Annotated in this window: 35 protein-coding genes, 2 tRNA genes and 1 pseudogene; 15 read left to right on the forward strand and 23 right to left on the reverse strand. The window is 68.4% G+C overall.

The window, feature by feature from the left end; translation table 11 throughout:
* Window positions 1-8 precede the first annotated feature (8 nt).
* From trhA to LXN00_RS05945, 3 genes are read left to right on the forward strand one after another with little or no spacing between them, the layout of a single operon-like run.
* Window positions 9-623, forward strand: a complete 615-nt coding sequence (trhA, locus tag LXN00_RS05935; protein WP_234506201.1) for a PAQR family membrane homeostasis protein TrhA — start codon at window positions 9-11, stop codon at window positions 621-623.
* A gap of 33 nt (window positions 624-656) precedes the next feature.
* The gene (locus LXN00_RS05940; RefSeq protein ID WP_039455403.1) at window positions 657-1,331 is read left to right on the forward strand and encodes a response regulator transcription factor; all 675 of its coding nucleotides are present in this window, start codon (window positions 657-659) and stop codon (window positions 1,329-1,331) included.
* A 9-nt stretch (window positions 1,332-1,340) separates the two neighbouring features.
* Window positions 1,341-2,747, forward strand: coding sequence for a sensor histidine kinase (locus LXN00_RS05945; RefSeq protein ID WP_234506204.1), 1,407 nt, complete (start codon window positions 1,341-1,343; stop codon window positions 2,745-2,747).
* On the opposite strand, the gene LXN00_RS05950 is transcribed toward LXN00_RS05945, so the two are convergent.
* The 10 genes from LXN00_RS05950 to LXN00_RS05995 form a co-directional block, all read right to left on the reverse strand.
* Complete coding sequence (locus LXN00_RS05950) at window positions 2,701-3,084, reverse strand: DUF2089 domain-containing protein (RefSeq protein WP_234506207.1); 384 nt, start codon at window positions 3,082-3,084, stop codon at window positions 2,701-2,703. The two genes, LXN00_RS05945 and LXN00_RS05950, sit on opposite strands and share 47 nt — an antisense overlap.
* On the reverse strand, window positions 3,078-3,293 hold the full coding sequence (locus LXN00_RS05955) for a hypothetical protein (RefSeq protein WP_234506210.1): 216 nt from the start codon (window positions 3,291-3,293) through the stop codon (window positions 3,078-3,080). Before LXN00_RS05955 ends, LXN00_RS05950 begins: the two co-directional genes overlap by 7 nt.
* Window positions 3,294-3,340: 47 nt before the next feature.
* Window positions 3,341-3,709, reverse strand: a complete 369-nt coding sequence (locus LXN00_RS05960) for an SHOCT-like domain-containing protein (RefSeq protein ID WP_234506213.1) — start codon at window positions 3,707-3,709, stop codon at window positions 3,341-3,343.
* Complete coding sequence (locus tag LXN00_RS05965; RefSeq protein ID WP_234506215.1) at window positions 3,709-4,026, reverse strand: hypothetical protein; 318 nt, start codon at window positions 4,024-4,026, stop codon at window positions 3,709-3,711. The genes LXN00_RS05960 and LXN00_RS05965 overlap by 1 nt, the downstream gene beginning before the upstream one ends.
* Window positions 4,016-4,204 (reverse strand): hypothetical protein, encoded by a 189-nt coding sequence (locus LXN00_RS05970; protein ID WP_234506220.1) that lies wholly within the window; start codon window positions 4,202-4,204, stop codon window positions 4,016-4,018. The genes LXN00_RS05965 and LXN00_RS05970 overlap by 11 nt, the downstream gene beginning before the upstream one ends.
* Window positions 4,205-4,268: 64 nt before the next feature.
* The gene (gene ccsA, locus LXN00_RS05975) at window positions 4,269-5,021 is read right to left on the reverse strand and encodes a cytochrome c biogenesis protein CcsA (protein WP_234506222.1); all 753 of its coding nucleotides are present in this window, start codon (window positions 5,019-5,021) and stop codon (window positions 4,269-4,271) included.
* Window positions 5,018-6,133: a glutamyl-tRNA reductase gene (hemA, locus tag LXN00_RS05980; protein WP_234506226.1), complete on the reverse strand. Its 1,116-nt coding sequence runs from the start codon at window positions 6,131-6,133 to the stop codon at window positions 5,018-5,020. The genes ccsA and hemA overlap by 4 nt, the downstream gene beginning before the upstream one ends.
* A 44-nt stretch (window positions 6,134-6,177) precedes the next feature.
* Window positions 6,178-6,852 carry a uroporphyrinogen-III synthase gene (locus tag LXN00_RS05985; protein WP_234506230.1) on the reverse strand — a complete coding sequence of 225 codons (675 nt, stop codon included), beginning with the start codon at window positions 6,850-6,852 and terminating at the stop codon, window positions 6,178-6,180.
* A complete protein-coding gene (locus LXN00_RS05990; RefSeq protein WP_234506233.1) occupies window positions 6,824-7,189 on the reverse strand; it encodes a carboxymuconolactone decarboxylase family protein in 366 nt (121 codons plus the stop codon). The genes LXN00_RS05985 and LXN00_RS05990 overlap by 29 nt, the downstream gene beginning before the upstream one ends.
* Complete coding sequence (locus LXN00_RS05995) at window positions 7,186-7,845, reverse strand: HAD family hydrolase (protein WP_234506235.1); 660 nt, start codon at window positions 7,843-7,845, stop codon at window positions 7,186-7,188. The genes LXN00_RS05990 and LXN00_RS05995 overlap by 4 nt, the downstream gene beginning before the upstream one ends.
* An 80-nt stretch (window positions 7,846-7,925) precedes the next feature.
* On the opposite strand from LXN00_RS05995, the gene LXN00_RS06000 reads away from it, so the two are divergent.
* Genes LXN00_RS06000 through LXN00_RS06035 form a run of 8 tightly spaced genes read left to right on the forward strand, consistent with a single transcriptional unit; the run spans window position 7,926 to window position 11,662 of the window.
* Complete coding sequence (locus LXN00_RS06000; RefSeq protein WP_234506238.1) at window positions 7,926-8,486, forward strand: YceI family protein; 561 nt, start codon at window positions 7,926-7,928, stop codon at window positions 8,484-8,486.
* Window positions 8,486-9,067: an intradiol ring-cleavage dioxygenase gene (locus LXN00_RS06005; protein ID WP_234506241.1), complete on the forward strand. Its 582-nt coding sequence runs from the start codon at window positions 8,486-8,488 to the stop codon at window positions 9,065-9,067. The genes LXN00_RS06000 and LXN00_RS06005 overlap by 1 nt, the downstream gene beginning before the upstream one ends.
* A gap of 41 nt (window positions 9,068-9,108) precedes the next feature.
* A complete protein-coding gene (locus tag LXN00_RS06010) occupies window positions 9,109-10,224 on the forward strand; it encodes a M20 family metallopeptidase (RefSeq protein WP_234506244.1) in 1,116 nt (371 codons plus the stop codon).
* Entirely contained in the window at window positions 10,221-10,691 is a 471-nt protein-coding gene (locus LXN00_RS06015) for a YbaK/EbsC family protein (RefSeq protein WP_234506248.1), read from the forward strand. Before LXN00_RS06010 ends, LXN00_RS06015 begins: the two co-directional genes overlap by 4 nt.
* Window positions 10,691-10,969 carry a hypothetical protein gene (locus LXN00_RS06020; protein ID WP_234506251.1) on the forward strand — a complete coding sequence of 93 codons (279 nt, stop codon included), beginning with the start codon at window positions 10,691-10,693 and terminating at the stop codon, window positions 10,967-10,969. Before LXN00_RS06015 ends, LXN00_RS06020 begins: the two co-directional genes overlap by 1 nt.
* Window positions 10,970-10,978: 9 nt before the next feature.
* Complete coding sequence (locus tag LXN00_RS06025; RefSeq protein WP_234506254.1) at window positions 10,979-11,152, forward strand: hypothetical protein; 174 nt, start codon at window positions 10,979-10,981, stop codon at window positions 11,150-11,152.
* Window positions 11,115-11,261: a hypothetical protein gene (locus LXN00_RS06030; protein WP_234506258.1), complete on the forward strand. Its 147-nt coding sequence runs from the start codon at window positions 11,115-11,117 to the stop codon at window positions 11,259-11,261. Before LXN00_RS06025 ends, LXN00_RS06030 begins: the two co-directional genes overlap by 38 nt.
* 2 nt (window positions 11,262-11,263) lie before the next feature.
* Window positions 11,264-11,662 (forward strand): hypothetical protein, encoded by a 399-nt coding sequence (locus tag LXN00_RS06035; protein ID WP_234506260.1) that lies wholly within the window; start codon window positions 11,264-11,266, stop codon window positions 11,660-11,662.
* Here the strand turns inward: LXN00_RS06035 and LXN00_RS06040 are convergent.
* Both LXN00_RS06040 and LXN00_RS06045 read right to left on the reverse strand, forming a co-directional pair.
* Complete coding sequence (locus LXN00_RS06040) at window positions 11,659-13,014, reverse strand: alanine/glycine:cation symporter family protein (RefSeq protein ID WP_234506264.1); 1,356 nt, start codon at window positions 13,012-13,014, stop codon at window positions 11,659-11,661. The two genes, LXN00_RS06035 and LXN00_RS06040, sit on opposite strands and share 4 nt — an antisense overlap.
* A 3-nt stretch (window positions 13,015-13,017) precedes the next feature.
* Window positions 13,018-13,800, reverse strand: a complete 783-nt coding sequence (locus LXN00_RS06045; protein ID WP_243092599.1) for a DUF4388 domain-containing protein — start codon at window positions 13,798-13,800, stop codon at window positions 13,018-13,020.
* Window positions 13,801-13,855: 55 nt separating this feature from the next.
* On the opposite strand from LXN00_RS06045, the gene LXN00_RS06050 reads away from it, so the two are divergent.
* Both LXN00_RS06050 and LXN00_RS06055 read left to right on the forward strand, forming a co-directional pair.
* Window positions 13,856-14,548, forward strand: coding sequence for an alpha/beta hydrolase (locus tag LXN00_RS06050; RefSeq protein ID WP_234506270.1), 693 nt, complete (start codon window positions 13,856-13,858; stop codon window positions 14,546-14,548).
* Between the two features lie 12 nt (window positions 14,549-14,560).
* Window positions 14,561-15,307: a ZIP family metal transporter gene (locus tag LXN00_RS06055; protein ID WP_234506273.1), complete on the forward strand. Its 747-nt coding sequence runs from the start codon at window positions 14,561-14,563 to the stop codon at window positions 15,305-15,307.
* Here the strand turns inward: LXN00_RS06055 and LXN00_RS06060 are convergent.
* From LXN00_RS06060 to LXN00_RS06085, 6 genes are all read right to left on the reverse strand, one after another.
* Window positions 15,296-15,967, reverse strand: coding sequence for a DNA/RNA nuclease SfsA (locus LXN00_RS06060; RefSeq protein ID WP_267962682.1), 672 nt, complete (start codon window positions 15,965-15,967; stop codon window positions 15,296-15,298). The two genes, LXN00_RS06055 and LXN00_RS06060, sit on opposite strands and share 12 nt — an antisense overlap.
* A gap of 33 nt (window positions 15,968-16,000) precedes the next feature.
* Window positions 16,001-16,093: transfer RNA gene (locus tag LXN00_RS06065), tRNA-Ser, on the reverse strand.
* Window positions 16,094-16,100: 7 nt separating this feature from the next.
* Window positions 16,101-16,191: transfer RNA gene (locus LXN00_RS06070), tRNA-Ser, on the reverse strand.
* A gap of 45 nt (window positions 16,192-16,236) precedes the next feature.
* Window positions 16,237-17,145, reverse strand: a complete 909-nt coding sequence (locus tag LXN00_RS06075; protein ID WP_234506276.1) for an alpha/beta hydrolase family protein — start codon at window positions 17,143-17,145, stop codon at window positions 16,237-16,239.
* Window positions 17,142-18,158, reverse strand: coding sequence for an acyltransferase family protein (locus tag LXN00_RS06080; protein ID WP_234506278.1), 1,017 nt, complete (start codon window positions 18,156-18,158; stop codon window positions 17,142-17,144). Before LXN00_RS06080 ends, LXN00_RS06075 begins: the two co-directional genes overlap by 4 nt.
* 20 nt (window positions 18,159-18,178) lie before the next feature.
* Complete coding sequence (locus LXN00_RS06085; protein WP_234506281.1) at window positions 18,179-19,597, reverse strand: SWIM zinc finger family protein; 1,419 nt, start codon at window positions 19,595-19,597, stop codon at window positions 18,179-18,181.
* A gap of 45 nt (window positions 19,598-19,642) precedes the next feature.
* Here LXN00_RS06085 and amrS point away from each other — a divergent pair, with 45 nt between their 5' ends.
* On the forward strand, window positions 19,643-20,689 hold the full coding sequence (gene amrS, locus LXN00_RS06090; RefSeq protein WP_234506282.1) for an AmmeMemoRadiSam system radical SAM enzyme: 1,047 nt from the start codon (window positions 19,643-19,645) through the stop codon (window positions 20,687-20,689).
* Window positions 20,680-21,582, forward strand: coding sequence for an AmmeMemoRadiSam system protein B (amrB, locus tag LXN00_RS06095; RefSeq protein ID WP_234506286.1), 903 nt, complete (start codon window positions 20,680-20,682; stop codon window positions 21,580-21,582). Before amrS ends, amrB begins: the two co-directional genes overlap by 10 nt.
* Here the strand turns inward: amrB and LXN00_RS12725 are convergent.
* The 5 genes and pseudogenes from LXN00_RS12725 to LXN00_RS06115 form a co-directional block, all read right to left on the reverse strand.
* Window positions 21,466-21,849: pseudogene (locus tag LXN00_RS12725) on the reverse strand (hypothetical protein); the annotation flags it as partial. The gene amrB and the pseudogene LXN00_RS12725 overlap by 117 nt on opposite strands.
* A 44-nt stretch (window positions 21,850-21,893) precedes the next feature.
* The gene (locus tag LXN00_RS06100; protein ID WP_234506289.1) at window positions 21,894-22,640 is read right to left on the reverse strand and encodes an HAD family hydrolase; all 747 of its coding nucleotides are present in this window, start codon (window positions 22,638-22,640) and stop codon (window positions 21,894-21,896) included.
* Complete coding sequence (locus LXN00_RS06105; RefSeq protein WP_234506295.1) at window positions 22,640-23,002, reverse strand: hypothetical protein; 363 nt, start codon at window positions 23,000-23,002, stop codon at window positions 22,640-22,642. The genes LXN00_RS06100 and LXN00_RS06105 overlap by 1 nt, the downstream gene beginning before the upstream one ends.
* Entirely contained in the window at window positions 22,999-23,514 is a 516-nt protein-coding gene (locus tag LXN00_RS06110; RefSeq protein ID WP_234506298.1) for an LOG family protein, read from the reverse strand. The genes LXN00_RS06105 and LXN00_RS06110 overlap by 4 nt, the downstream gene beginning before the upstream one ends.
* Entirely contained in the window at window positions 23,515-23,949 is a 435-nt protein-coding gene (locus LXN00_RS06115; RefSeq protein ID WP_234506302.1) for a universal stress protein, read from the reverse strand.
* Window positions 23,950-23,965: the final 16 nt, after the last annotated feature.

Below are 23,965 nucleotides of genomic sequence, written 5' to 3' on the forward strand. Positions count from 1 at the left end.
GCTTGGGCATGGTCCGCGAGCCCTTCAACGCCCTAAGCCACGCCGTAGGAGTGCCCTTAGCCCTTCTGGGTAGCCTTTTTCTCCTCCTTTTGGCCCCCAAAGAAGCCTGGGGCGGCGTCCTCCTCTTCGGCCTCACCATGGCCCTGATGTTCGGGGCCAGCGCCCTCTACCATGCCCTAAAGACGGGGGAAAGGGCCCTCGCCTGGCTAAGGCGGCTGGACCACGCCGCCATCTTCCTCTTCATCGCCGGGAGCTACACCCCTTTCCTCCTGGAAGGCCTGCGGGAGGGCGCCGGATGGGCCCTGGGCCTGGTCTGGGGGCTTGCCCTTTTGGGCGTGGCCTTCCGCCTCTTCTTCCTCAGGGCCCCCCGTTGGCTTTATACCCTGGCCTACCTGGGCCTGGGGTGGCTTTCCGTCTTTTTCCTTCCCCGTTTGGCCCTACCCCTTTCCACCTTCGCCCTCATGGCCCTGGCGGGGGCTTTCTACACCCTGGGGGCCTTGGTCTACGGGCTTAAGCGCCCCAACCCCTGGCCACACGCGATGGGCTTCCACGGGCTTTGGCACCTCCTCGTGCTTTTGGGAAGCCTCTTCATGTACCTGGCGGTCCTCAGCCTCTACACCTAGCTTTCTCATGAGAAAGTGAGTATCCTGGGGGGTATGGAACCCCCTTTGATCCTCATCGTGGAGGACGAGAAGGACATCGCCCGCTTCATAGAGCTAGAGCTCCAGGCGGAGGGCTACCGCACAGAGGTGGCCCACGACGGCATCACCGGCCTTTCCCGCTTCCGCGAGGTGAACCCCAACCTGGTGATCCTGGACCTGATGCTTCCCGTGATGGACGGGATTGAGGTGGCCAAGCGCATCCGCAAGACCTCCAACGTGCCCATCCTCATCCTCACCGCCAAGGACCGGGTGGAGGACAAGGTGGAGGGCCTGGACGCCGGGGCGGACGACTACCTGGTGAAGCCTTTCTCCATTGAGGAGCTCCTCGCCCGGGTGCGGGCCCACCTGCGCCGGGTAAGCCCGGCCATCACCGGGGAGATCCGGGTGGCGGACCTCATCATCAACGTGGAGGGGCGGGAGGTCTTCCGGGCAGGACGGCGCATAGAGCTTTCCAACAAGGAGTTTGAGCTTTTAGAGCTCCTCGCCAAGAACCCGGGCAAGGTCTTTAGCCGCTACGAGATTGAGGAAAAGGTCTGGCCAGGCTACCAAGGGGGAAGCAACGTGGTGGACGTGTACATCGGCTACCTGCGCAAGAAGCTGGAGGCCGGGGGGGAGCGCCGCCTCATCCACACGGTGCGGGGCGTGGGGTACGTCCTGAGGGAGGACTAGCCCTCCTCCATGACCCTGCGCACCCGCATCACCCTCCTCACGGCGGGCCTCCTCTTCGTCACCCTTCTGGTCCTGGGGCTAGCCCTGGAAGGGGTCTTGCGGAGCTTCCTCTACCGTAGCCTCCGGGCGGAGCTTTTGGAGGCCAGCAACCAGGTGGTGCGCCTCCTCAACCTGGGGGGGCAGCCCCTCCTGGAGGCGGGCCTTCCCGCTGGCCTTTACGCTGAACTCCAGCTCCTACCCGAGGAAGACCCCGCCCTCCTGGCCCGGGAAGGGGGGATTAGCCTCCAGAAAAGCCCCGCCTTGGGAAGCGGGCGCCTCCTCCTGAAGGAGGAGGACTACCGCCTCCTCCTGGCCCGGGGCGAGGTCTGGGCCCGGGTGGAGCTACCCCGGGAAGGGAGGCCCCTTCCCCTTCTCGTCTACGCCCGCCGGGTGGAGGTGAACGTGGCCGGCACGGTGTGGAAGGGCCTCCTCCTGGTGGGGCGGCCCACGGAGGAGATAGAGGCCACCCTCACCCAGTTCACCCGCATCTACGCCGGCACCGCCCTTTTGGTGCTCCTCCTTAGCGTCCTGCTGGCGCGAAGCCTGGTGGCCCGGGCCCTTTCCCCCCTGGAGTGGGTGGCCAAAAAGGCGGAGGCCATGCCCGAGCGCCCCGAGCCCCTGCCCGAGCCCGAAGGGGAGGACGAGGTGGCGGCCTTGGTCAAGGCCCTAAACGGGATGCTTTCCCGCATGCAGAAGGCCTTTTTGGCCCAGACCCGCTTCCTCCAAGACGCCTCCCACGAGCTTAGGACCCCCATCACCGCCATCCTGGGCCACGTGGGCTACCTCCTCCGCCGCACCCCCCTCAACGAGGTCCAGCGGGAAAGCCTGGAGACCGTGAAGCGGGAGGCCGAGCGCATGGGAAAGCTGGTTTCCGACCTCCTGGAGCTTTCCCAAAGCGGAAGCTGGCGCATAGAGCCCGTCCCCGTGCGCGTCCTAGACCTCCTGGAGGAGGTGCGGGAGGAGTTCAAGCGGAGCTTTGAGGGGGAGATCCTGGTGGAGGCCCCCCCGGAGGTGTACGTGCGGGGGGACCCGGATAGGCTCCACCAGGTCCTGGCCAACCTGGTGTCCAATAGCCTCAAGGCCGGGGCCCGGCACGTGTGGCTAAGGGCCTTTGACCTCGAGGACAAGGTGGTGGTGCGGGTGGAGGACGACGGGGAAGGCATCCCCGAGGAGCACCTCCCCCACCTCTTTGAGCGCTTCTACCGGGTGGACAAGGCCCGGGACCGGGAACGGGGGGGCTCGGGACTTGGGCTTTCCATCGTGAAGGCCATCCTCGAGGCCCACGGGGGAGAGATCTGGGTGGAAAGCGAGGTGGGCAAAGGAACGGCCTTCAGCTTTTCCCTCCCCGCAAGCGCGCCACCGCCTCCTCCACGCTGATCTCCCCCTTGCGCAAGGCCTCCAGGACCTCCAGGCGCGCCGCCTCCGCCCCCTCCGGCTCCGCCTCGTCCTCGTAGCCCAAAGCCCGAAGCAAAGCGTCCAACCGGGCCCGCACCGTGGGGTAGGAAACCCCGAGGAGGCGCTCCACTTCCTTGAGGTTCCCCCGGGCCTTCACGAAAAGCCGCAGGAAGTCCAGGTGTTCCTTGGAAAGGAGGGCGAACTCGTTTAGGGCGAAGCGCCCGGAGACCTCCGTGGCGCAGGCGGGGCAGAAAAGGACCTTCGCCGCCAACGGGCTTTCGCAAACCGGGCAACGCACGGGAAGCGGTCGCATCACCATAGTCCCACCTTTACCTTCACCCCCTCCGCCTCCACCTCCAAGAAGACCACGGGCGGAAGCGCCCGCAAGGCAAAGACCGCCCTAGGGGGAAGGGAAACCCGAGGGGGCTGGCCCCGGAGGGCCCGCCTCTTCTCCACCCAAAGGAGCCCCAAGAAGAGCCCTTCCAGGAGGCAAAGGGGAAGGAGGAGCCCCAATGGAACCTTTCCCACCCACACCCACAGGTAGAGAAAGCGAGGACGAAGGGCAAAGGACGCCTTCAAACCACCTCCACCAGGATGCGCACGGGCTTGCCTTCCTCCTCCGCCTCTATCTCCACCAGCTTCCCCTCCGGCACCCCTTGGCCCAAGGCCGCCAGGAGTTCCTTCAGGTTTACCCCCTGGCGCCCCAGGGTGAGCTGGGCCTCCTCGGGGAGGAGCTTCTCCAAGAGCTCCGCCAAGGCTAGGGGGAGGTTAACGTGCACCTTCACCGGCTTCCCCTCGTCGTGGCCGTCCACCCGCACCCGCAAAAGCCGGGCCGGGGAGGAGGCCTTGGGCCCACCCCCCAGGGCTTCTAGAAGGGCCAGGGCCTCCTCCACTCCGATCTCCCCCGCCTTCACCATCTCCAGGACCTTCCGCTTCTCTTCCATCACGCCTCCTTCGGGCAAAGCTCCCGATTGCCAAGCCGCACCCAGGCCTCCAGGCGGGCCCAGCCGTCCCCAAGCCCATTCCCTCCCCAGGCCACGTGGCCCCCTTGGGCTTGGGCCACCACCGCCTTCCTGGAGCCAGGGAGGAAAGGGAGCTTAGCGTGGCCTAGCCCCACCCAAAGCCGGCGTGCACCCCCCCGCACGGGAAGGCTTGCCTCCAGGTTGCCCACCGGGAGCTCCACGCCCCATCCCCCCAAGGCCTCCTCCGGGGTAGCGGCGCCTGCCCGTAGCGTCTCCAGAAGGGGTCCCTTAGCCTCCACGGGCCACCTCCCACCGCTCCTCGGGCGCCAAGGCCTGGGCCAGGCGCCACAGGGCCTGGGCAAGCCGTACCCGCCAGGGGCGGCGCAGGGGAAGGAGACGCCTCTCCCGCTCCGCCTCCCAAAGGCGCTCCCGGTACCGCTCCAGGAGGGCCTCCCGGTCCCAGTGCCCAAGCCCCATGGCCACCTCCTGTTTAAAAGAGTAAACCATTGATTTATAGATTGTCAAGTGTTGGTTTCTATATTTAAAGGGGAAGCCTCGAGGGGTGCCGGGACCCCAGGAAGGGCGCCCCCAGGAAGGCGAAGAGGAAGAGGGCGTAGGCGAGGAGGAGAAGCGCGGCCCGAATCCGGCCCCGAAGCCGGTCTTCCAGAAGAAAGTAAATGGTAAATAGGAACCACCCCCAAAATGCGGAAAGCTCCTTGGGGTCCAAGCTCAAAGGGCTTCCGAAGTAGCTAAAGGCCCAGGCCATGCCGCTTCCCAGGCCCAAGGTGGCCGCCCAGTAACCCACCCGCAAATACCCCCGCTCAAGCCGCCTTAGGCTCCAAAGGGGTGGAGCCCCCAAGGCCTTCTCCGGGTGGGCCCGCAGGCGCAGGTCCTGAAGCGCACACATAACCCCCGCCCCCACCCCCACGGCCAAGGCCAAGTAGGCCACCAAAAAAGCCCCGGCGTGGAGGAGGGTGAGGAAAAGGGGAAGCTCCCCTCTGGGATGGGGCAGGGCCTTGAGGGCGAAAAGGCCCAGGACCAAGGAGAGGGCGAGGAGGTAGCGGCGCAAGGGGGAAAGCCTAGGGCGGAGGGCGAGGGCCTCGCCCCGCAGGGCCAGCAGGCCCCCAAGGACCAGGGCGGGCTGGGCCGGCCCGGAGAAAACCCCCTTGGACAACGCATCCGCCAAGGCGGCCCCTAGGTAGAGCCAGGCTCCAAGGCCAAGCCCTCGAGGCCAAAACCACCCCAGGGCCAAGAAGGCCACCCCCAGAAAGGCCAGGGCGCTCGCCGAGGTCATGGCCGGGCCTGGGCCTTGAGGGCCAGGATCAAAGGGTGGGCCCGGCGGCCCGCCTCCTTGTGCCAGGTGAGGGGGTCGGCGTGGGGGAGTTCCCGGGCCACCTCCCTAAGAAGCCTCTCCTCCAGGGCCCGGATGGCCTCCCGCACCCGGTGGCCGGCGTACCACTCCAGGTAGTCCCCCAGGGCCTTCTCTATCAGGGCCTCCACCTTGGGCACCTCGCCCAGGCGGGCCTTAAGGTTTTTCTCCACCACCCGTTCCAGGTCATCCAGATTGTAGAGGTAGGCGTGGGGAAGCCGTCCCACCCGGGGGTCAATGTTCCGGGGAAGGGCGATGTCAATGAGAAAAAGGGGCTTAGCCCGCCGGGGCAGGTCCTCGGGGCGCACCAGGTAGTGGGGGGCGGCCGCCGAGGCCACCACCAGGTCCGCCTCCGCCAGGACCTGGGGCAGGGCTTCCAGGGCAAAGGCCTCCCCGCCCAAGCGCTCCGCCAAGGCCCTGGCCCTCTCCGCCGTGCGGTTCACCACCAAAACCCGCCCCACCCCGTGGGCGCGGAGGTGGGTGAGGAAAAGCTCCGCCATCTCCCCCGCCCCCAAAACCGCCACGGCAAGCCCCGTGAGGTCGCCATAGACGGCCTGGGCCAGGTCCAAGGCGGCGTAGGCCACGCTTACCGCCCCAGCCCCGATGGCGGTTTCGCTCCGGGCCCGCTTGCCCAGGGCGATGGCGGACTGGAAAGCCTTTTCCAAAAGGCTTTCCGTGGCCTTGTGCGCCCTGGCCAGGAAAAGGGCTTCCCGCACCTGGCCGAGGATCTGCGCCTCCCCCACCACCAAGGAGTCTAGCCCCGCCGCCACGCGGAAGAGGTGGCGCAGGGCCTCCGTCCCCTCCCGAAGGTACAGGTACCGGGGTTCCACGCCCCGTTCCCGAAGGAGGGCCCTGGCCTCCTCGGGGGTGCCCACCCCGTAGATCTCCGTGCGGTTGCAGGTGGAAAGGACCACCGCCTTGCCCAGGCGCCGGAGGGCGGCGGGAAGGGCCACGGCCGGGTCCAAAGCCGCCCTTTCCCGCACCTCCACAGGGGCGGTCTTGTGGGAAAGGCCCACCAGGTAGAGGGGTAGGGCCATAGCCTTCCGCCAGTATACCCAAGCCGGGTAGGGACACCTGTCCCTCAAAGGGCCTCTAGGATAGCCTCCCATAGCCCCTCCAGCCCCGGGCGGGGGGCTTCGTACACGGGAAAGCCAAGCCCCCTCGCCGCCTCCGCCGTGGAAGGGCCGATGCAGGCCGCCTTGGGCCGCCTCGAGGTCCAGCGGGCGTAGGCCCGCACCCCGCTTGGGCTAAAGAAGGCCGCCACCTCCGCCTCCTCCAAGAGGCGGCGCTCCCTTTGGGAAAGCTCCCTCTCCCGGGTGGCGTAGACCTCGAGGCGCACCACCTCCACCCCCCGCGCCCTAAGCCCCCGCTCCAACCCCTCCCCCGCCAGGTCCCCGGCCACGAAGAGGACCCGCTTGGCCTCCGGAAAAGCCCGGGCTAGGTCCTTGGCCGTGGCCCTTTCCGGGAGGAAGGTGGGGGGAAGCCCCCCTTGCCGCAGGACCTCCCCCGTCCCCTCCCCCACCGCCGCCACCCTAAGGGGGGGCCTTCCCGCCCGCTCCCAGGCCCCAAGGAGGCGCCTCGCCCCCTCCTTGGAGGTCACGGCCACCCAGTCAAACCCCTCCCCGAGGGCCTCGGGAAGGCGGGCGAGGCCCGGGAGGTCCACCTGTTCCAAAAGGGCCACCTCCGCCGCCCTTACCCCCAAGGCGGCAAGCCTCTCCAAAAGCGCCCTATCCTTCCCCCTCGTGAGGAGCACCACGGCCCTTCAACACCTTTTGGAAAAGCCGCATGGCCGCCAGAGCCCGGGGAAAGCCCAGGAAAAGGGCCGACTGGAGGATGGCCTCCCGCACCTCCCGTTCCGTGGCCCCCACCCTAAGGGCCCCTTCCAGGTGGGTGGCGAGCTCCTTGGGGCTTCCCAGGGCGATGAGGGCGGTGATGGCGAGGAGCTCCCGCGTCTTCAGGTCCAGCCCCGGGCGGGCCAGGACCTCCTCGTAGGCGAAGTCGCGGATGTAGCGGAAAAGGTCCTCGTCCACCGCCTTGAGGCTCTCCTCTATGGCCTCTTGCTTCTCCCCCCAGATGGCCGCCCGCACGCTCATGGCAGGAAGTCTAGCACCCTCTCCAAGGGGTGGAGGGCCTTCGGGTTTTGGCCCAGGGGGTCAAAGAGGAGGGGCCTCACCCGGGCGGCCTCCGCCCCCAGGAGGTCCGCCTCCGAGTCCCCCACATGCACCGCCTCCTCCGGGGCCACGCCCAGGGCCTCCAAGGCCTCCTGGAAAAGCCTGGGGTCGGGCTTGGCCACCCCGGAGAGGGCGCTCACCGCCAGGTGGTGGAAGTAGGGCCTAAGCCCCACCACCTCCAGGATCTCGGGCAAGGTGGCGTCCCAGTTGGACACCACCGCCAGGGAATACCCCCGCTCCCTTAGGGCCCTGAGGACCTCTTGGGCCCCGGGGGTGATGGGCCAGAAACGGGGGTTCTTCCAGTTTTCCACCAGTTCCTGGGAAAGGGCCTCCGCCTCGGCCTCGAGGCCCATGCCCACAAAGAGCCGCTTATGGAACTCCCGCCACAGGGCCAGGGCCGTGGGGAGGTCCTTGGCCTTTAGGTGGTTTTCCTCGTAAAAGCGGAAAGCGGCCAGGGCCGCCTCCTTGGGGTCTTTCCTCGGCTTTAGGCCCCGCTCCTCCAAAAAGGGCAGGAGCCAAAACCGGGGGCTTGCCAGGATCAAGGTGTTGCCCACGTCAAAGAGCACGGCCCGGGTCATGGCTCAAGTTTACGCCCCTTCCCTCTAACCTGGGTCTAACCCTCCCTAGCTACGCTTTTTATAGCAAGGGGGTGAACGGGATGCGGTGGCTTGCGTGGAGCTTGGCCCTTCTCCTACCGGCCCTGGCCCAGACCTTTGAGGTGGCCTCGGGGGAGGCCCGCTACCGGGTGAGGGAGGAGCTTTTGCAGGTGGGCATTGCCGACGCCGTGGGCACCACCAAGGCGGTGGAGGGGCGGGTGGTCCTCCAGGGAGGGCGGATTAGCGGGGAGTTCGTGGTGGACCTGAGGGAGCTTAAAAGCGACCAGTCCCGCCGGGACAACTACCTAAGGCAAAACACCCTGGAGACGAGCCGCTTCCCCACCGCCACCTTCCGCCCCAAGGAGGTGAAGGGCCTTCCCAACCCCCTGCCCCAAAGCGGCAAGGTCCCCATCCAGGTGGTGGGGGACCTGACCCTCCGGGACGTGACGGCGGAGGTGGTCTGGGAGGGGGAGGCGGAGTTTCGGGGCCAGGAGGTGCGGGTCTTTTTGAAAACGGAGTTCCCCTTTGAAAAGTTCCGCCTCACCCAGCCCCGGGTGCCCATCGTCCTTAGCGTGGAGAACCGGATCCGGCTAGAGGTGGACCTCCTCCTAAGGAGGCGGTGATGCAAAGGCGTGCGGTTTTGGGCCTTTTCCTCCTCCCCTTGGCCCGGGCCCAGGGGGCTTGCCGCCCCACCCCCGCCCTCACGGAAGGCCCCTATTACCTCCGGGAGGTGCCCCGGAGGCAGGACCTGCGGGAGGGGCTTCCCGGGCTTCCCCTGCGCCTCACCCTAAGGGTGCAAAGCGCCGCCTGCCGCCCCCTGCCGGGGGCCCGGGTGGACCTCTGGCACACGGACGCCCTGGGCCGCTACTCCGGGGTGGACGCCCCCGGCACCTTCTGCCGCGGGTGGCAGGCCACGGACGAAAAGGGGGAGGTGGCCTTCCTCACCCTCTTTCCCGGTTGGTACCCAAGCCGCACCCCCCACCTGCACCTAAGGGTGGAGGCGGGGGGCAGGGCCTTCGCCACCCAGCTCTTCTTCCCCGAGGAGGTGCAGCGCCAGGTCTACGCCCAGCCCCCCTACGCCCCCAGGGGGATGCCCCGGGTGGGCAACCGCCAGGACGGCATCTTCCGCGCCGACCTCCTCCTCGCCCTAAGGCCCGAGGGGGAAGGCTTCGCCGCCGGCTTCACCCTCACCCTGCCCTTCTAGTGGGGACATCCTCCCTTCCATCACCAGGGCATAATGGGGGTATGGAAACCCTGGCCTGGATGCAAGCCAAGCTCCCCGAGTTTCTCAAGGACCTCGAGGCCTTCGTGCGCCGGGAGTCCCCCTCGGGGGACCGGGCGGGCCTGGAGGCGGCCGCCGCCTTCCTGGAAGAGGCCTTCGGGCCCCTGGAGGGGCGGCTTTCCCGCAAGGACACCCCGGCAGGGCCCGTCCTCCTCCTGCGGCGGGAGGGGGAAGGGGCGCCTGTCCTGGTGCTTTGCCACTACGATACCGTCCACCCCAAGGGGAGCTTCCCCGAACCCTTCCGCCTGGAAAAGGACAAGGCGGTGGGCCCTGGGGTCTACGACATGAAGGGGGGGATCATCGCCCTCCTCTACGCCCTCCGCCACGCCGAGGCCACGGGAAGGCGGCTCCCCGCCCTGGAAATCCTCTTCACCCCCGACGAGGAAACGGGCTCCAAGGAAAGCCGCCCCCTCATTGAGGCGGCGGCCAAGAAGGCCAGGGCCGCCTTGGTCCTCGAGCCCCCTACGGCCACGGGGGACCTGAAGGTGGCCCGCAAAGGGGTGGGGCTTTACCGCCTAAAGGCCCGGGGCAAGGCCGCCCACCAAGGGGTGGAGCCGGAAAAGGGGGTGAACGCCATCCTGGAACTCGCCCACCAGATCCTCCGGGTGGCGGCCCTGGAGGACCGGGAGAAGGGCACCACCCTAGGCCCCAACGTGGTGCGGGGAGGAACGGTGAGCAACGTGGTGGCGGAGGAGGCCTGGGTGGAGTTGGATCTCAGGGCCTGGACCCTCGAGGAGGTAAGGCGGGTGGAAGAGGCCCTTAAAAACCTCACCCCCGCCCTCCCCGGGGCCCGGCTAGAGGTCTCGGGGGGCCTGAACCGCCCCCCCATGGAGCCCACCGAGGCCAGCCTCGCCCTCTTCGCCAAGGCCAAGGCCATCGGGGAGGCCCTGGGGCTCCGCCTGGAGCCGGGCCGGGTGGGCGGGGGGTCCGACGGCAACTTCACCGCCGCCCTGGGGGTCCCCACCCTGGACGGCCTGGGGCTTTTCGGCGGGGACGCCCACCAACGGACGGAGTACGTGGTGGTCTCGGAAATCCCCAGGCGCGCCGCCCTTTTGGCCGAGCTCCTCTACGCCCTATGAGCCCTTCCGCCCTCCGGGTGCAGGAAGCCCTAGAGGCCAAGGGTTTTGGCCACCTGAAGGTGGTGGAGCTGGAAGTCTCCACCCGCACCGCCCAGGAGGCGGCGGAGGCGGTGGGGGCCGGGGTGGGGCAGATCGTGAAGAGCCTGGTCTTCGTGGGGGAAAAGGGGGCTTACCTCTTCCTGATGAGCGGGAAAAACCGCCTGGACCTGAAGAAGGCCGAAGCCCTGGTGGAGGACTCCTTGCGCCGGGCCACCCCCGAGGAGGTGCGCGCCCTCACCGGCTTCGCCATCGGGGGCGTGCCTCCCTTGGGCCACGCCACCCCCCTGCCCGCCTTTTTGGACCAGGATCTCCTGGTCCACGAAGAAGTCTGGGCGGCGGCAGGCACGCCCAGGGCCCTCTTCCGGGCCACGCCCAAGGAGCTCCTCGCCCTCACGGGGGCGAGGGTGGCCGACCTCAAGGAGGCGTGATGTGGCCCTTCCGCCAAGACCCCCACGTGAAGCCGGAGGGCCCCTTGGCCTTCCGGGTGCGGGTGCGCACGAAAAGCGGGGAGGTGGTGGAGCTTAGGCTCTCCAAGAGCATGGAGATTAGCCCCACGGAAGGGGGCTACTACGTGCGCAAGGAGATCGTGGCTCCCCAAAGCCTGGACCGGGCGGTCTTGGAGATCTGGTTTGACCGCCGCTACCGCCCCGTGCGGAAGCAGGTGGAGGGGGGCGAACTCGTGCCCATCCGGGAGTGGAAGGGGTAGAATGGGAATATGGAAAAAATCCTGCTCCTCCTCGGGCTTCTCCTCATGGTTTACAACGTCCTTTACGGCCTCCGGCTCAAGCGGGCCATCCCCGGCGGGGTGATGGGGGAACGGAGTGGGCAGATGCTCTTCCTCATCGCCTTCTTTGCCCTGGCCTACCTCGCCATCCTCCTCCTCACCTAGGGAGCCCTCCAGCCTCCTCCTCCTTCTCCTCTCCTTGGTCCTCCTCTTGGGGGCGGTCTTCGTCTACCTGGTCCTGCGCCTGGTGGACGCCATCGTGGCCTCCTTGTAGCCATGGTCTTCCGCCGCAACCCCAGCCCTCCCGAGGCCGAGTGGAAGCCCACCCCCGAGGAGTGGCGGGTCTACACCCTCTGCGACGGCCGGCGCACGGAGGAGGAGGTGGTGCGGGATAGCGGCTTAGGGGAAAAGGCCTACGCCATCCTGGCAAGCCTCCTCAAGCGGGGGCTCATCCTGCCCGTGGAGGGCCCCAAGGAGCTTTGCGCCAAACTTGTGGGCCTCCTCAAAGCCCGCCTAGGCCCCCGGGCCGAGCCCCTTACCGCCCGGCTTCAGGCCTGCGAAAGCCGGGAGGCCCTGGAGGAGGAGGCCTTGCGCGTGGCCCTCAAGGTGAAGCTCACCCTGGACCGCAAGGCAGGGGAGGAGTTGGAAAAGGCCATCCGGGAACTTTTCCGCTAGCGGGGCGGCACCCAAGGCTCCCCGCGGAAGAAGCCGTAGACCAGGCGGCCCACCACGGGACCCAGGAGGACGAGCCCCAGGAGGTTGGGGATGGCCATGAGGCCGTTGAGGGTGTCGGAGATGGCCAAGAAGGCCTCGAGGCCCCCCAAGGGCCCCACGAAGGCCAAGACGGCGAAGGTCAAGCGGTAGGGCCAGCGCACCCCCTCCCCGAAGAGGTAGGCCGCCGCCTCTTCCCCGTAAAACCCGCAGGAGACCATGGTCCCAAGGGCGAAAAGGGCCACGGTGGCGGCCAGGATCACCCCTCCCAGGGGATGGGCCTGGAAGAGGGCCTGGGCGGCCTCGGCGGCGCTTCCCCCTTGGCGCCAAAGCCCCGAGGCGATGAAGGTGAGGGCGGTGAGGCTCGTGACCAGAAAGCTCACGAACATCTCCGTCACCCCCCAGAAGCCCTGGCGCACGGGGTGGTCCACCTGGGCCTGGGCGTGGGCGATAGCCGCCGAGCCCAGCCCCGCCTCGTTGGCGAAGATGCCCCGGCCCAAGCCAGCGTTGATGGCGGCGTAGAGGCTATACCCCGCCGCCCCTCCAAAAGCGGCCTCCGGGGTAAAAGCCGCCTGGAACACCAGGGCCAAGGCCTCGGGGATACCCCTGCCGTACAGGACGAGAAGGGGCAGAACCGCCACCAAAAAGAGGAGGAGCTTCAGGGGCACCACCACCTGGGCGAAGCGGGCCACCCGCGCCACCCCTCCCCCTAGCACCACCCCCACCAGAAGGGCGAGGCCAAGCCCCACCAAGGCCGGGGGCACCCCCAAGGAAACCAAGGCCCCTCCCACCGCCCCCGCCTGGGCCAGGTTGCCGATGCCAAAGGCGGCCACGGCGGCGAAAAGGGCGAAGAGAAAGCCTAAAAAACGGAGGCGGGGCAAGCCCCGGGAAAGGTAGTACATGGGACCGCCGGACACGGAGCCGTCGGCGAAGCGGCGGCGGTAGTGGACCGCCAAGGTAGCCTCGGCGAACTTGGTCCCCGTGCCGAAGAAGTAGCCCACCCACATCCAGAAGACCGCCCCCGGACCCCCCACCAAAACCGCCGCCAGCATCCCCAGAAGGTGCCCGGTCCCCAGCGTGGCGGAAAGGGCCACCATGGTGGCCTGGAAGGGGGTGATCTGGCCGCCGAAGCCGTAGGCCCTTTCCCGGATGGCCCCGAAGGTCTCGCTGAAGGAGACCCGCATCATCCGGAAGGGGGCGCTAAACCAACGGATCTGGAAAATAACCAGATAAGCCCCCACGAGCAGGAAGACCAGCTTCATGGGGAAGCCGTATACGATGCGGTTGAGATACTCGTTTAGGGTCAGGATATCCATAGGCTACACCTCCGGCACCGCTTCCACCTTATCCCCACGCCTGAGGCGCAGGCGCCTCAGGTCCTCCTCCAAAAGCCCAAGCCGCCCAGGGATGTTGGGCCTAGGCCGCACCTCCATGGTGGTCCCAGGCGGGGTGACCCGCAAGCGGAAAGCATGGCGGATGGCGCGGGCCCACGCCGCATAAAGGGCCTCGTCCACGTAGGCGATCCCGTGCCCCGGGCCGTAGATGGGCAGGACCAAGAGGTGCTCTGGGGCCACCTCCACCACGGGCACCGCCTCCAAGGCCCCCATCCCGAGGAGGGTATGGAGGATGCGGGCGAGGCGCAAGACCCCAGGGGCCGCCAGGACCTCGGCGATGCGCTTCCCCTCCACCTGGGCCAGGACCCTTAAGGCCTCCGGGGTAAGTTCCGCCGTTCCTCCCTGGCTCGGCAGGCGCAGGACATACCCCCAGTCCGAAGGGAGGTTTAGGGACTGCCACACCGCCTGGGCCTCCGCCAGCCGGGCGGGCACGGCAAGCCCCCCAAGGAGGGTGGTGTGGGGGGGAAGGGTTTCCGGCTCAAAGCGGAAAGGGGCCCGCCTAAGCCCCACCAGGAGGTCCAAGGCCTCCTCCCCTTCCAAGGCCCGCTCCCCCGCCTGGACCCGGGCGTGGACCACCTGGCCGCCCTGCAGGTAGACCTCCCCCTCGAGGTGCGGGGAGCGTACGAGAAGCCTCCCCGTGCGCCCAGCGCTCATCAGGGCGCCCACCAGGGAAGGAAAGGGGAACTCCGCAAGGTTACCCTCAAGCATTCTCCCCCGTTTTACCATGCCGCCTTGGGGGCGTCCAGGCGGGGTATTCTGGAGTATGCACCTCCTTCTCCTGCACGGCTTCACCTCCCATCCCGTGCTCACCCTGGGGCCCTTACCCGGGGTGTTGCGGGAGGCGGGCTTCGCCGTGGCCCAGCCCGCCCTGCCCGGCCACGGCACCCGCCCCGAGGACCTCTTAAGGGTCCGCTGGCAGGACTGGCTGGCCGCCGCAGAGGAAGCCTACCTGGCCCTCCCCGAGCCCCGGGGAGTGGTGGGGCTTTCCATGGGAGGCCTCCTCGCCGCCCACCTGGCGGCGGCCCACCCCACGGGGGCCCTGGTGGCCCTGGCCCCCGCCTTCTCCCTGAAAAACCCCCTGGCGCCCCTGGCCCCTTACCTCGCCTGGCTCATCCCCCGCTTTCCTGGGCCCAACTCCATTGAAGACCCAGCGCTCAGGAAGCAAAACCCCAACTACCCCTACTTCCCCACCCGGGCAGTGGGGGAACTCCTCCACCTCATGCGCCAAACCCCAGAGGTCCTCCCCCGGGTCAAGGCCCCCGCCTTGGTGGTGGAGGCGGGGCGGGACCGGGTGGTGCGGGGGGTGCGCCGCTACCATGCGCTTTTGGGAAGCCGGGAGAAGGCCTACCAGGTCTTCCCGGAAAGCGGGCACGACCTCCTCCTGGACCGGAACCAGCAGGAGGTGGCGGAGGCAGTGCGGGACTGGCTTATTGCTATTAGTAATCGCTTGCAGTAAAGTAGAGGCGGTATGGAGGCTTTACCCATTTCCCCCTGGAGCGTTTTCCTCTACGCCTTCCTCACCGCCGTCGCCACAGGCCTGGGTGCCTTGCCCTTCCTGTTTACGAAACACATCCTCCGGCGCCACCTGGGCCTGGCCAACGCCGCCGCCGCCGGGCTCATGCTGGCGGCGAGCTTCGGCCTCATCTACGAGGGGGTGGGCTACAGCCTGGGCCGCACCCTTTTGGGCATAGCCTTGGGGCTTCTTTTCATCCAGCTATCCCACCGCTACCTGCAAGGCCGGGAGGTGAGCTTCGGGGACCTCAAGGGCCTGGACGCCCGCAAGGCCCTCATGATCGTGGGCATCATGACCCTCCACTCCTTCGCCGAGGGGGTGGGGGTGGGGGTGGCCTTCGGGGGCGGGGAGGCCCTGGGGGTCTTCATTACCTTGGCCATCGCCATCCACAACATCCCCGAGGGGCTCGCCATCAGCCTGGTGCTCATTCCCCGGGGCGTGAGCGTCCTGGGGGCCGCCTTCTGGAGCGTCTTCTCCAGCCTGCCCCAGCCCCTCATGGCCGTGCCCGCCTTCCTCCTGGTGGAGGCCTTCCGGCCGGTCCTCCCCGTGGGCCTTGGTTTCGCCGCCGGGGCCATGATCTGGATGGCGGTGGCGGAAATCCTTCCCGACGCCCTCAAGGAGGCGGAGGCCGAGGGGGTGGCCACGGTCCTCACGGTGGCGGCGGCCCTCATGGTGGCCTTCCAGATCCTCCTAGGGGGCTAGCCAAACCCAAGGGAGTTCCTCCTCCACCTCCAAGGCCGCCAAGGTGGGCCGCACCCGGTAGGCCCGGAGGACGACCCCCGCCTTCAGGGCCTCCCGGGCCGCCTGGTGGAGGGCCCCATCGTTCGGGTCCAAGGCGAAGGCCTCCGCCAGGGGGTGTTGCACGAACCAGAAGGCATAAGCCCCCTTCCCCTCCCGGGCCAAGGCGGCGAGAAGCCTTAGGTGCCGCGCTCCCCGGGCGGTGGGGGCGTCGGGAAAGAGGGCCAGGCCCTTCTCCACCCGGTTGCAGTTTTTCGCCTCCAAATAGGCTTCCCGTCCCCCAAAGAGGGCGAAGAAATCCAGCCTCTCCCCGGCCAAAGGGACCTCCCGCCGAAGCGCCTCCACGGGGCCCAGGTGGCCTTCTCGCAAAAGGGCCTCCAGGAGGCGGCCCGCCAGGCTTGCATCCACCCCCACCAGAACCCCTTGGGACTCCACCAGGACCATCCGGCCCAGGGTCTTGGGGGTGGGCCTCGGGTGGTAGTAGCAGGGCGTCAGGGGAAGGAGAAGCTCCGCCATGCGCCCGGAGTTGGCGAGGTGCAAAGGCCCCACGTCCGCCTCCACCAGGAAGCGGTTTTTCCGCCTTAGGAAGCGGCAGGGCTTAAGGGGAGGAAGGGGAAGCACCATACACCAAGGCCCGGCCTCGAGGCCGGGCCAGCTTGGCGGAGAGGGCGGGATTCGAACCCGCGGCACCGGTTTTCCCGGTGCAACACCTTAGCAGGGTGCCGCCTTAGACCACTCGGCCACCTCTCCATGCCCTTGGCGGAGGGTGAGGGATTCGAACCCCCGGTGGGCGCAAGGCCCACAGCGGTTTTCAAGACCGCCGCCTTCAACCGCTCGGCCAACCCTCCAAGGTATGGCCGCAAGCCTTACTATGCGGCAAAGCCCGGGGCGTGTCAAGGCTTTAGCCAACCCGATAAAAAGCGCTCCACCAAAGCCTCCATGGCCGGCACCACGGCGTGGTGGAGGTCGGGGAAAAGGACCAGGTGATCCTCCCCTAAGGGCCCAAACCCCGTGGGCCTAAGACAGGCCCGCCCCTTGGTGAGGGGGCCCGTCCAAGGCGTCCCCTCCCGGGTCAGGGCCACCTGGAAGACCCGGCGGCCCGAGGCCTCCCGCACGTCCCGGAGCGAGCAGGCCTGGGTGGGGGGGATAAGGGGGTCGTTGCCCGCATGGAGGACGAGGAGGGGGGCTTGGAGGCGGGCCGCCTCCGGCAAGGGGCTTTGCCGGGCGTAGCAGGCAGGGCAGTCCTCGGGCAGGCCCCCAAAGACCTCCCGCCACCGCTTAAGGGCTTCTGGGCGGCTTCGGCGCAGGAGGGCCACCTGCTCGGCGAAGTCCACGGGGCCGATGACAAAAGCCACCCCCCTGGAAGCGCCTTCCCAGGCGGCAGCCTTTAGAGCCACGCAGGCCCCCAGGGAGTAGCCGGCGTAGGCGTGCCGCCTCACCCCGAGCCGGGGCAGGAGGCGGGCCAGGTGGGCAAGGTCCTCCGCCTCCTCCAGGCAGCCCGTAATCCCGCCCCCGCTTTTCCCCCGGCCCCTCAGGTGGGGTACCACGGCCAAGAAACCCTTTTCCGCATAGCGCCGGCACCGCTCCCCCATGGCCTCCGTGGGGGGGCCAAAGCCCCCGGGCACCAGGAGGACCGCCGCCTCGGCCTTCCCCGAAGGACGGCAGAGGTGGGCATAAAGGGAAACCCCTTCCCGGGCGTAACGGAGGCCTTGGTCCTCGAGGCGAAAGGAAACCCCAGGGGGCCCTAAAGCCCCCCAAAGCCCGAGAAGGGCCAGGGCAAGGAAAAACCAGAGAACCCTCATCGCCCAAACACCAAGGGGGAAACCCGCAAGCGGGCGAGAAAACGGGCCAAGAAGAGGGGTAGGGCCAGGGCCAAGAGGAAATAGATGAGAAAAGCGGGCTTTAGGCCTAAGGGCTCAGGGAAATCCGGGTACTTCTCCAAAAGGCGCACCACCATGGGATGGAGTAGGTAGATCTGCAGGGAGTACCGGCCCAAGAAGGCCAGGGGGGCCCGGAGGGACCCCTGGGCCAGGCGGTGGGCTAGGGCGAGGAGGAGAAAGGCCATCCCCGTGGTGTAGGCCCAGTGGAAGGCTTGGTAGCGAAAGGTGTTTACGGGCAAGCCCTGCAAGGCCTCCAAGGCCAAGGGCAGGTAGCCCCCAAGCCCCACCCCCGCCAGGAGGAGGTAAAGGGGCCAGAGGCGCAAGGCGCGGGGAAGGCGGTCTAGGTGTGCCGCCAGGTAAAGCCCCAGGGCGATGGCCGGCGTATACCAGAGGACGAAGCTCCCGGGGTAAGGCAGAAAGCGGTAGTACCGGTTCAGGAAATAGACGAGGAGGGTCAGGCCCACGGCCAACAGGAGAAAGAACGCCCCTGGCGGGCGCCGCCTGAGAAGGGGAAGAAAGAGGGGGAGGAGGAGGGTGAGCTGGAGGGCTACGGCCAGAAAGTAAAGGTGGAAGTAGGCCTTGCCCCAAAGGAGCTGGTGGGGAAGCCGCTCCGGTTGGAAAACCCCATGGTCCCAGTAACGGAAGAGGAGGTAAATCCCGCTCCAGAGGAGGTAAGGCCAGAGAAGGCGCAGGGCGCGGTTGGAAAGGTAGCGGCCCAGGCGGAACTCCCGCAGCATCCCCGCCCCCAGGACCAGGGCGGTCATGAGGAGGAAGGCGGGCACGGCGAAGTGCAGGGTGCGGTTTACCGCCGCCAGGAAGAGCCACTCCGGGCTTCCCGGGATAAGCTCCCGGAGAAAACGGCCCGTGAGGTGGTGGAGCACCACCTCCAAGATGGCGAGCCCCCGGAAGACCTCCACCCAGGGAAAGCGCTCCACCCCCCCATTTTTCCCCAGGCTTATGAGGCTTCCCCGAGAAGGGGCCTAAGCGCCTCCCGCAGGGCGCGGCGCCGGGGGTAAGCCTGGACCAGGGCCCGGGCCATCTCCTGGGCCTGTTTGGGGTCTAGGCGGGAAGCCCTTTGCAATAGCGCCGCCGCCTCGAGGTAGCGGGCCCGTCCCCCCGCCTCCGCCAGGCGGAAGGCCGCCTCCCGGTAAAGCCGCAGGGCCTCCTCGGGGAGGCGAGGGGAAAGGGCTTCGGCCAGGGCGGGGTAGTCCTCCGGGGAGGCCCGCTTGAGAAGGCGGTCCAGGGCCTTCCAGTCCTCCTCCAGGAGGTAGATCTGGGCGAGAAGGGCCGGGTCGCGCACCTGGCGGAGGAGGGCGGGCCTCTCCTCGGCGAAGGCCTTTCCCAACTTGGCCTTTAGGGCCAGGTAGTCCTCCAGGTTCGGCCTTAGGGCAAAGCGCGCCCTGTGGTCCTCAGCCCGGCCAAGGTGGGCCACCAGGAGGTCCAAAAGGGGAAGGAGCCTGGGGTCCTTACCGAACCAGTCCCGGGCCTCCTCGGCGTAGAAGAGGGCTTCCTCCAGGCGGCCTAGGCGGAGAAGGCGCCCCACCAGGAGGAGGTAGTCCTCCACCCCTTCTAGCCCCTCCTTGAGGACCTGAAGCGCCTCTTCCTCCCGGCCCAAGCGGAAGAGGAGCTCGGCCTTTAGGGCCCGCTTGCGTCCAGTAGGGTCCTGCCCCTTTAGGAGGGAAAGCGCCTCCTCGGGAATGCCCTCCGCCGCCTGCAAGAAGGCTTCCCCCAGGGCCTCCGAGGGGTGGCGGAGGTAAAGCCCAAGGAGGAAGGAAGGCCTGGGCGAGAGGGCCCCGTAGCGCTTGAGGGCCTCTTTCAGGTAGGGCTCGGGGTCAAAGGGGGCCTCGAGGAGAACTTTTAGCAAGGCCTCCACCTCCTCCCTCCCCGCCCCCTCCAGCCGCAGGAGGAGGGCCTTCGCCTCCTCCTCCCCTCCCCCCAGGCGGAAGGCCTGGCGCAACCGCCGGATGCCCTCCCGGAAGGCCTCCTCGGGGGCAAGGATCTCCTTTAGGAGAAAGGCCACCTCCGGCACCCGGGAAAGGCGGAGGAGAAGCCGCTTCGCCTCCTCGGGGGAAAGGGCCTCCAGGCGGGCCTCGAGGTCCTGGGGCCGCCTCTCCAGGTAGGCGTAAAGGAGGGCGGCGGCGTGCTTGCAGGGAAAGCCCGGATAGGGGCAGCCGCACCGGCCGGAAAGGCCCGGCCCCACCTCCACCCGGTAGGGCGCGGGGGCCGAGCCCTGCACCTCGCCCAAAAGCCTCTCCCCCACCCGGAAAACCCGCCTTACCCGCCCCTCCCGGGCATAGGCCAGGCCCCGGGCCAGGACCTCCTCCGGGAAGAAGGGGGCGAAGTCCTCCTCGGCTTCTGGGGGGAAGGGCCGCACCCTTCCAGTCTAGGGCGTGCTATTCTGGGATGAGAAGCCTATGAAATGACGGTGGCCACGCTACGGGAAGCGGACCTACAGCGTCCCTTGCCCAAGGGGTACGTGCAGTGCCGGGCCTGCGCCCACTACTGCGCCATCCCCGAAGGAGGTGCGGGCAAGTGCGGGGTGCGGCGCAACCTGAAGGGGAAGCTTTTCCTCGTCACCTACGGCAAGGCCGCCGCGGTCCACCTGGACCCGGTGGAGAAGAAGCCCCTCTACCACTTCCACCCCAGGGAGGCCATCCTCTCCGTGGGCACGGTGGGGTGCAACTTCTTCTGCGCCTTCTGCCAGAACTGGCAGATCTCCCAGTTCCGGGAGTTCCAGGTGAGCCCGGAAGGCGTCCTGGACCGCTTCGTGGGGGAGGACTGGCCCCCAGAGAGGCTCGTGGCCGAGGCGGAGGCCTTAGGGGTGCGGCTTCTCGCCTACACCTACAACGAGCCCGCGGTCTTCGTGGAGTACGCCCACGATACCGCCCGCCTGGCCAAGGCCCGGGGCATGAAGAACGTCTTCGTCACGAGCGGCTTTGAAACCAAGGAGGCCTGGGACTACATGCGGCCCTACCTGGACGCCGCCAACGTGGACCTCAAGGGCTTCACGGAGAAGTTCTACCGGGAGATCTGCGGGGCCCGGCTCAAGCCCGTCCTGGAAAGCCTGGAGTACCTCGTGGGCCTCGGCGTCTGGGTGGAGGTCACCACCCTGCTTCTGGAAGGGTACAACGATGGCGAGGAAGAACTCCGGGCCATGGCCCGCTTCCTAAAGGGGCTTTCCCCCGATATCCCCTGGCACCTCACCGCCGCCCACCCCGACTACCGCATGCCCCACCTGAGGCCCACCCGGCACGCCACCCTGGTGCGGGCCCACGCCATCGCCAAGGAGGAGGGGCTAAGGTTCGTCTACGTGGGCAACGTCCTGGACGAGGAAAGGAGCTCCACCCACTGCCCGGACTGCGGCCGGCTTCTCCTCCGGCGGCGGGGCTTCCGGGTGGAGGCCCTTTGGGAAACCCCTGGCGTCTGCCCGGGGTGCGGGAGGAGGATCCCCGGGGTATGGGCCTGAGGAAGCCGGCGGTGGCGGGGTACTTCTACCCCGGGGAGAAGGAGGCCCTGGCGCGGGAGGTGGAGGGCCTCCTGGCCCAGGCCCGCACCCCGCCGGAGCCCCGGGCCCGGGGGGTGCTCTCCCCCCATGCGGGCTACCGGTATGCGGGGCGGGTGATGGCGGAAAGCTTCCGGGCCCTCGCCGCCTGGCGGGGAAGGGCGGGGCGGGTGTTCCTCCTCGGGCCGAGCCACTTCGTGCCCTTCCTGGGCGTGGCCCTTTTCCCCCACCGGGCCTGGGCCACCCCTTTGGGGGAGGTGGCGGTGGACCGGGAAGGGGTAGAGGGGCTTCTCGCCCTGGGCAAGCCCTTCTTGGCGTACGAGGCGCCCTTTCTAGAGGAGCATAGCCTCGAGGTCCTCCTCCCCTTCCTCCAGCGCCTCCTCCCCCAAACCCCCATCCTCCCCCTCCTCTTCGGGGAGGTGGACCCCAAGGAAGTGGCGGAGGCCCTCCGCCCCCACCTGGGCCCCCAAGACCTCCTGGTGGCGAGCAGCGACCTCTCCCACTACCACCCCGACCCCGTGGCCCGGGCCCTGGACGGAAGGACCCTGGAAAAGGCCCTGGCCCTGGACGCAGAAGGCCTGGCCCGGGCGGAGGCCTGCGGCCGGCTCCCCTGGGCCACCCTCACCCACCTGGCCCGGGGGTGGGGGTGGAGGCCCAGGCTCCTCGCCTACGCCACCAGCGCCGAGGCGGGGGGCGGGCGGGAGCGGGTGGTGGGCTACGCCGCCCTGGCCTACCTAGAACCGGAGGAGGGGCCGGAACCAGGGGATGGAAAGGAGGAGCGCCAAAAGGGCCAAGGCGAAGAGGAGCCGAGCCCTCGGCCTTCCCTTACGGGCCTGGGCGAGGCCGGCGTGGGCTAGCCCCAAGGCCACAAGCCCCCCCACCCAGTGCTCCGCCACGAAGTAGCGGGGCTCACCCCCCGTGGCCATCACCGCCCCCAGGTTGGCCAAGGCCCCTTGGAAAAGGGGGCTTGCGAAGGCCAGAAGCACCCCCAGGACCACCTGCAGGGTGAGGGCGTGGGCGAAGAAGCCGGCCGGGCGAGGCTCGGGCCGGAAGAGCGCCCAAAGGCCAAAGAGGAGGACGAACCAGCGGACCCAGCTATGGAGGAAAAGGAGCACCTCGTGCATGGGGGGAGTCTACCGGAAAGCCCCCAAAGCCCCTGTGAAGCGCCTCACGAAAGGAGGGCCAGGGCTTCCTTGAGGTCCTTCACCTCCAGGTGGGCGGGGTAGCGGGGGTCGGGCGGGCGGTGGCCCCGGTCCACGAAGACGGCACGGATCCCCGCCGCCAAGGCCCCTTGGACGTCCCTTTCCGGGTTATCCCCCACCATCACCGCCTCCTCCGGAGGGGCCCCGAAGGCGCAGAGGGCCATGCGGAAAAGCCTAGGGTCGGGCTTGCCCAAGCCCACCTCCCCGGAAACCAGGGTGAGGTCAAAGGCCCCCTTGAGCCCCGAACCCACGAGCTTTTCCCGTTGCAGGTCGGGCACCCCGTTGGTGAGGAGGACCAGGGTGGCCCCCCTCGCCCTAAGGGCCTCCAAAAACGCCGGCACCTCCGGGAAAAGGGGGTATTGGCGCCGCCTCTCGTAAAAGGCCTCGGCGAGCTCCCGGGCCCTTTCCAAAGGCCCTTCCAAGGCGGCCAAGGCCTCCCGGAAGACCCGCTCGCGAAAGGGCCAGGCCCAGGCGGCCAGGTCCTCGAGGCCCGGGGTGGTGTAGCGGGCCCAAAGGGCCTCGAGGGCCGAGTGGCCGATCCGTTCCGCCCACGGGTAAAAGGGGGCCTCCCGGAAAAGGGCCTCGGCCCGCGCCCTCACCGCCCCGTAAAGGCCCTTTACCCCCACCTCCTCCCCCAAGGCCTCCAGCACCTCCCGGCTCACCCCATGGTCCACCAGGAGGGTGTCGTCCAGGTCCAAAAGCCAAAGCCGCATCAGCCCTCCCGCACCACCACCGGGTTCTCCCCGGGGTCAAAGAGGAGGAGGTGGTCCCCCGCCTCCCGGTAGGCCAGGCCGTACTTGGCGAGGCGAAGCCGCTCGTGGGCAAGGCTTTCCACCAGGAAGGTGAGCCGCCCCTCCTCCAGGCGGAGCCGGGCGAAGCCCTGCCCCTCGGGTCTCGGCCGGCTTGGGCCCCGCTCCACCCCGCCCGCCCCCGGCCTTAGGAGGAGGAGGGGGCCTTCCTTCGGGACCAAAAGGGCCTCATGGGGCACGAGCTCCTCCAGGGCCAGGCCCAGGGCCTGGTAGAAGCTCACCCCCTGGCCGAGGTCGGGCACGTGGACCACCAGGGTTTCCATCATAGGCTTCTTAGAAAGCGGCGCAGGTTCTCCTCGTCCGCCACCACCTGGAGGAGGGCGAGGTCCTCCGGGGCGATCTCCCCGTGGGCCTTGAGGAGGCCAAGCCAGTAGGGGTCCACCGCCAAGGGCCGGCCCAGGCCCCGCCGGAGGTAGAGGAGGTTCCAGGCGAGGACAAGCTCCGCCAGGGTGCCCACCCCGCCGGGCAGGGCCAGGTACCCCGCCCCCAGGTCCAAAAGCCGGCCGATGCGCTCAGGAAGGCTAGCCGCGGGGAGCTCCAGGTCCACGTGGGCGTTGGGGCCCCGCCGCTCGGGAAAGAGGGCGGGGGCCGTGACCCCCACCACCACTCCCCCCTTGGCCTTCACCCCCCGGGCCAGGGCCTCCATGCCCCCTCCGTAGCCCCCGCAGGCCAGGCCAAACCCCTCCTCGGCCAACACCTCCCCATAGCGGACGAGCCTAGGGTACAGGGGGTCCTGGGGGGATAGCCTCGAGGAAACGAAGACGGACAGGAGGCGCATCTAGCGGCAACGCACCACCAGAACCGGCACGGAAACCCGGTGGAGCACCCCCTCCGTCACCGAGCCCAGAAGGAGCTTGTCCAGCCCCGTGCGCCCGTGGGTGCCCATGACGAGAAGGTCAAAGCCCTTGGCCGCCTCCACGATGGTGGGGATAGGGGTGCCCTCCTTCACCTCCCCCGTGGCCTCCACCCCCTTTTCCCGGGCGAGGTCCAAGGCCTTCCGGATGGCCTCCTCCCCCGCCTTCTTCAGGTCCTCCAAAAGCTCAAGGCCATAGGGGACGCTCTCGGGGGCGATCCAGATGGCCTGGGCGGGGTTTTCCAGCACGTAGAGGAAGTGGACCTTGGCCCCCAAGGCCTTGGCCAAGGAAAGGCCATGCTCCAGGGCCTGGAAGCTACAGGGGCTTCCGTCCGTGGGCATAAGGATGGTCTTGTACATAAGGCCTCCTTCCCCC

Source organism: Thermus brockianus (assembly GCF_021462505.1).
Classification (GTDB): Bacteria; Deinococcota; Deinococci; order Deinococcales; family Thermaceae; genus Thermus; species Thermus hydrothermalis.

Coding starts and splice junctions, on each gene's coding strand:
- LXN00_RS06020 (WP_234506251.1), top strand. CDS start 10,691: ATGTGGCCCTTCCGCCAAGACCCCCACGTGAAGCCGGAGGGCCCCTTG.
- LXN00_RS06045 (WP_243092599.1), bottom strand. CDS start 13,800: ATGCTTGAGGGTAACCTTGCGGAGTTCCCCTTTCCTTCCCTGGTGGGC.
- amrB (WP_234506286.1), top strand. CDS start 20,680: ATGGGCCTGAGGAAGCCGGCGGTGGCGGGGTACTTCTACCCCGGGGAG.
- LXN00_RS06035 (WP_234506260.1), top strand. CDS start 11,264: ATGGTCTTCCGCCGCAACCCCAGCCCTCCCGAGGCCGAGTGGAAGCCC.
- LXN00_RS06010 (WP_234506244.1), top strand. CDS start 9,109: ATGGAAACCCTGGCCTGGATGCAAGCCAAGCTCCCCGAGTTTCTCAAG.
- LXN00_RS06050 (WP_234506270.1), top strand. CDS start 13,856: ATGCACCTCCTTCTCCTGCACGGCTTCACCTCCCATCCCGTGCTCACC.
- LXN00_RS06005 (WP_234506241.1), top strand. CDS start 8,486: ATGCAAAGGCGTGCGGTTTTGGGCCTTTTCCTCCTCCCCTTGGCCCGG.
- LXN00_RS06015 (WP_234506248.1), top strand. CDS start 10,221: ATGAGCCCTTCCGCCCTCCGGGTGCAGGAAGCCCTAGAGGCCAAGGGT.
- LXN00_RS05970 (WP_234506220.1), bottom strand. CDS start 4,204: ATGGGGCTTGGGCACTGGGACCGGGAGGCCCTCCTGGAGCGGTACCGG.
- LXN00_RS06040 (WP_234506264.1), bottom strand. CDS start 13,014: ATGGATATCCTGACCCTAAACGAGTATCTCAACCGCATCGTATACGGC.
- LXN00_RS05960 (WP_234506213.1), bottom strand. CDS start 3,709: ATGGAAGAGAAGCGGAAGGTCCTGGAGATGGTGAAGGCGGGGGAGATC.
- LXN00_RS06055 (WP_234506273.1), top strand. CDS start 14,561: ATGGAGGCTTTACCCATTTCCCCCTGGAGCGTTTTCCTCTACGCCTTC.
- LXN00_RS06115 (WP_234506302.1), bottom strand. CDS start 23,949: ATGTACAAGACCATCCTTATGCCCACGGACGGAAGCCCCTGTAGCTTC.
- LXN00_RS06110 (WP_234506298.1), bottom strand. CDS start 23,514: ATGCGCCTCCTGTCCGTCTTCGTTTCCTCGAGGCTATCCCCCCAGGAC.
- LXN00_RS05995 (WP_234506235.1), bottom strand. CDS start 7,845: ATGACCCGGGCCGTGCTCTTTGACGTGGGCAACACCTTGATCCTGGCA.
- ccsA (WP_234506222.1), bottom strand. CDS start 5,021: ATGACCTCGGCGAGCGCCCTGGCCTTTCTGGGGGTGGCCTTCTTGGCC.
- LXN00_RS05990 (WP_234506233.1), bottom strand. CDS start 7,189: ATGAGCGTGCGGGCGGCCATCTGGGGGGAGAAGCAAGAGGCCATAGAG.
- LXN00_RS06000 (WP_234506238.1), top strand. CDS start 7,926: ATGCGGTGGCTTGCGTGGAGCTTGGCCCTTCTCCTACCGGCCCTGGCC.
- LXN00_RS06105 (WP_234506295.1), bottom strand. CDS start 23,002: ATGATGGAAACCCTGGTGGTCCACGTGCCCGACCTCGGCCAGGGGGTG.
- LXN00_RS06025 (WP_234506254.1), top strand. CDS start 10,979: ATGGAAAAAATCCTGCTCCTCCTCGGGCTTCTCCTCATGGTTTACAAC.
- LXN00_RS05940 (WP_039455403.1), top strand. CDS start 657: ATGGAACCCCCTTTGATCCTCATCGTGGAGGACGAGAAGGACATCGCC.
- amrS (WP_234506282.1), top strand. CDS start 19,643: ATGACGGTGGCCACGCTACGGGAAGCGGACCTACAGCGTCCCTTGCCC.
- LXN00_RS06075 (WP_234506276.1), bottom strand. CDS start 17,145: ATGAGGGTTCTCTGGTTTTTCCTTGCCCTGGCCCTTCTCGGGCTTTGG.
- LXN00_RS05950 (WP_234506207.1), bottom strand. CDS start 3,084: ATGGTGATGCGACCGCTTCCCGTGCGTTGCCCGGTTTGCGAAAGCCCG.
- LXN00_RS06100 (WP_234506289.1), bottom strand. CDS start 22,640: ATGCGGCTTTGGCTTTTGGACCTGGACGACACCCTCCTGGTGGACCAT.
- LXN00_RS05945 (WP_234506204.1), top strand. CDS start 1,341: ATGACCCTGCGCACCCGCATCACCCTCCTCACGGCGGGCCTCCTCTTC.
- trhA (WP_234506201.1), top strand. CDS start 9: ATGGTCCGCGAGCCCTTCAACGCCCTAAGCCACGCCGTAGGAGTGCCC.
- LXN00_RS06060 (WP_267962682.1), bottom strand. CDS start 15,967: ATGGTGCTTCCCCTTCCTCCCCTTAAGCCCTGCCGCTTCCTAAGGCGG.
- hemA (WP_234506226.1), bottom strand. CDS start 6,133: ATGGCCCTACCCCTCTACCTGGTGGGCCTTTCCCACAAGACCGCCCCT.